This is a genomic window from Mesorhizobium sp. M2C.T.Ca.TU.002.02.1.1 (assembly GCF_003997225.1).
This window is the reverse complement of the sequence record NZ_RZTO01000779.1, coordinates 1-2,836: the sequence shown is the minus strand read 5'-3', so window position 1 is coordinate 2,836 and position 2,836 is coordinate 1. Positions and strand designations below refer to the sequence as shown.

General features: G+C 64.3%; 3 protein-coding genes. 1 reads left to right on the top strand and 2 read right to left on the bottom strand.

Annotation, left to right across the window (positions count from 1 at the left end):
• Positions 1–143 precede the first annotated feature (143 nt).
• Together EOD07_RS29270 and EOD07_RS29265 are read right to left on the bottom strand one after the other, a co-directional pair.
• Positions 144–887 carry a creatininase family protein gene (locus tag EOD07_RS29270; RefSeq protein WP_127237821.1) on the bottom strand — a complete coding sequence of 248 codons (744 nt, stop codon included), beginning with the start codon at positions 885–887 and terminating at the stop codon, positions 144–146.
• Between the two features lie 3 nt (positions 888–890).
• Positions 891–1,457 (bottom strand): SIS domain-containing protein, encoded by a 567-nt coding sequence (locus tag EOD07_RS29265; RefSeq protein WP_127237820.1) that lies wholly within the window; start codon positions 1,455–1,457, stop codon positions 891–893.
• 187 nt (positions 1,458–1,644) lie between these two features.
• Between EOD07_RS29265 and EOD07_RS29260 the strand changes: the two genes are divergently transcribed.
• Complete coding sequence (locus EOD07_RS29260; protein WP_127237819.1) at positions 1,645–2,667, top strand: aldo/keto reductase; 1,023 nt, start codon at positions 1,645–1,647, stop codon at positions 2,665–2,667.
• Positions 2,668–2,836 lie beyond the last annotated feature (169 nt).

The window sequence follows — 2,836 nt, the reverse complement described above, 5'->3', positions numbered from 1 at the left end:
CCCCTTGTGGGAGAAGGTGGATCGGCGCGCAGCGCCGAGACGGATGAGGGGTGTTCCAGCGGAGTGAGACGTTGGCTTTCCCTGGAACACCCCTCATCCGTCGCCTTCGGCGACACCTTCTCCCACAAGGGGAGAAGGGGGAGCTAGGCCTGCAATATCGCCCTGAGATGCTCAAGGATCATCGCGACGCCGATCTTGCCGAGGCCTGCCGAGGCCTCCGCCGCGTCTTTCGTGTACCAGCCGGTGTTGTCGGCCAAATGCTTCTCGTCCACCGCCTCCGGGCACAGCGCCAGCATCAGCGAGGTTTCGCCTTTGCCGGCATGGTCGAACGGATATTTGCCGTTCATCGCGGCCGGCATCAGCGGGTGCACCTGCACCCAGTTGAAGACATTCTCGCCCTGCGCATGGCCGGCATAGTAATCGGCCATGCTGTTGGACCCCCACCAGCCCTCGCCGCGCTCCTTCTCCAGAAAGCGGAAGATCGCCTGCCGGCCGGCGGTCTTGAAGGCCAGGTCGGTCGGCATGCCGGCCACGAAGTTCTCGGTCTGGTGGTGGATGATGGCGTGGATGTTGCGGAAGCCGATGCGCAGCAGGCCGTAGAACAATTCCTCCGCGAAGGGTGAAAGCCCCGGCCCGCCGACCTGCACCGAGCCGCTACCTTCCGGCGCCGCCACCGCGTAGCTTGCCGCGCCGTAATAGAAGGGCGGCAGGATGACGATGTCCCTCTCCTTCTCGATCAGTTCCACCGTCTTGATGACGGCCAGCGTGTCCATGCCGACCGCCATGTGCTCGCCGTGATATTCGAGCACGCCGAGCGGCAGCACGACCGGCCAGTTCTCCTCGATCGCCTTGCGGATCTGGTGCGGCAGCATCAGCTCGTAGCGCATCCCCTACTCCATGTTGGTGTGCCTGGCGCGCATCGCCTCCGGCGTGGCTTTTGTAAGCGCCTGGAGCTTCAGCACCATGATCTCGAACAGAAGGAACAACGCGCCCTCGAACAGCGAGCCCATCGGCAGCACCGAGGTCCTTGCCGCGCCCTGGTCGCTAGCCATCGTCTGCGCCGGGATGAGCAGGGTGAAGTCGGCGAGCTTGGCGGCACTGCCTGCCGGTTCGGCCGTCAGGAGCAGCACCTTTGCGCCGGCATCGCGGGCAACCCGCATCAAGGTCAGCACCGTGGTGGTCTCGCCCGGCCCTGAACTCGCAAGGAAGACGTCTCCCCGCCTCAGCGGCGGCGTGGTCATGTCGCCGACGACCGATACCGGCAGACCGAGATGGTAGAGCCGCATGGCAAAACCTTTTATCTGCAGCGCCTCGCGGCCGCAGCCATAGACGGCGATCTTGCCGGCACCGGCCAGCATTGCGCAGGCGGCGTCGATCCGGCCTTCATCCGTGCGCGCCAGCACCGCGCCAAGCTCGTCCAGCGCGGTCGCGAACATGCCGGATCCGGCTTTGGTCATGACGGTTCACCCCTGTCTGCGCGATATCGCTTATCTCTACGGATTTGGCGCCTCGCGGGCCGCGAACGGCTTGTTTTTGTTTATGCTATCATTGCGAAAATCGCTGTCCAACGAGCCTCGGCACTTTTGCTGGGCCACGGGCGTGATAGTGTCATGTCAGACAAATCACTCCGGGACATCGTCAGACATGAAGACACGGCATTTCGACCGCATCGGCAATGGCGGCATCACCTTCACCGAGCTCGGCTTCGGCACCGCGCCGCTCGGCAATCTCTATCGCGCCGTCTCCGACGAGGACGCCAACGCCACCCTGGAAACGGCATGGGCGACCGGCTGTCGTTACTACGATACGGCGCCGCTTTACGGCCTTGGCCTGTCGGAAACCCGCCTCAACCCCTTCCTGCGCGGCAGGAAGCGCGACGACTATGTGCTGTCGAGCAAGGTCGGCCGCATCCTGCGCGTCGCCCCGCCGGACCAGCGCACCGGCATCGGCAAGTTTTTCGAGACGCCGTCGCGCCGGGAAGTCTACGACTACTCCTATGACGGCGTCATGCGCTCCTTCGAGGCATCGCTGGAGCGCCTGGGCGTCGACCGCATCGACATCCTCTTCGTGCACGACGTCGACATCTTCACGCATGGCAGCAAGGAAGCCTCCGACGCCCGCATCGAGGAGTTCATGTCGTCAGGCTATTACGGGCTGCTCTCGCTGCGGGACCAGGGCGTGATCAAGGCCTTCGGCGGCGGCATCAATGAGTGGCAGGTCGCCCAGACGCTTGCCGAGCGCGGCGACTTCGACCTGTTCCTGCTGGCCGGCCGCTACACGCTGCTCGAACAGGAAGCGCTTCAATCCTTCCTGCCGCTCTGCCAGAAGCGCGGCATCGGCATCGTGCTGGGCGGCCCCTACAATTCCGGTGTGCTGGCGACCGGGCCGAAGCCCGGCGCCTTCTACAACTACAGCGAAGCGCCGAAGGAGATCCTCGACCGCGTGGCGCGTATCGAAGCCGTCTGCAAGCGCCACAATGTGCGGCTGATCGAGGCGGCGCTGCAATTCCCGCTGCAGCACCCTTCGGTGATGTCGGTGATCCCCGGCGGCCAGCGGCCGGCCGAAGTCGAAAGCAACCGCGCTCTGCTCGACACCAGGATACCGGCGGCGCTCTGGGCGGATCTGAAACAGGAAGGCCTGATGCGCGCGGACGCGCCGACGGCCTGAGCCGCTGGAGCAATTCCAGGAAAGTGTGAGCGGTTTTCCGCCCGGAATTGCGTCAAAACAGACAGCCGCAAAAAAGAAAAGCCGGGCAAGCCCGGCTTTTCTGCACTTAAAGAAAAAGGTCTTAGTTGACCGCGTCCTTGAGGCCCTTGCCGGCCGAGAACTTCGGCAC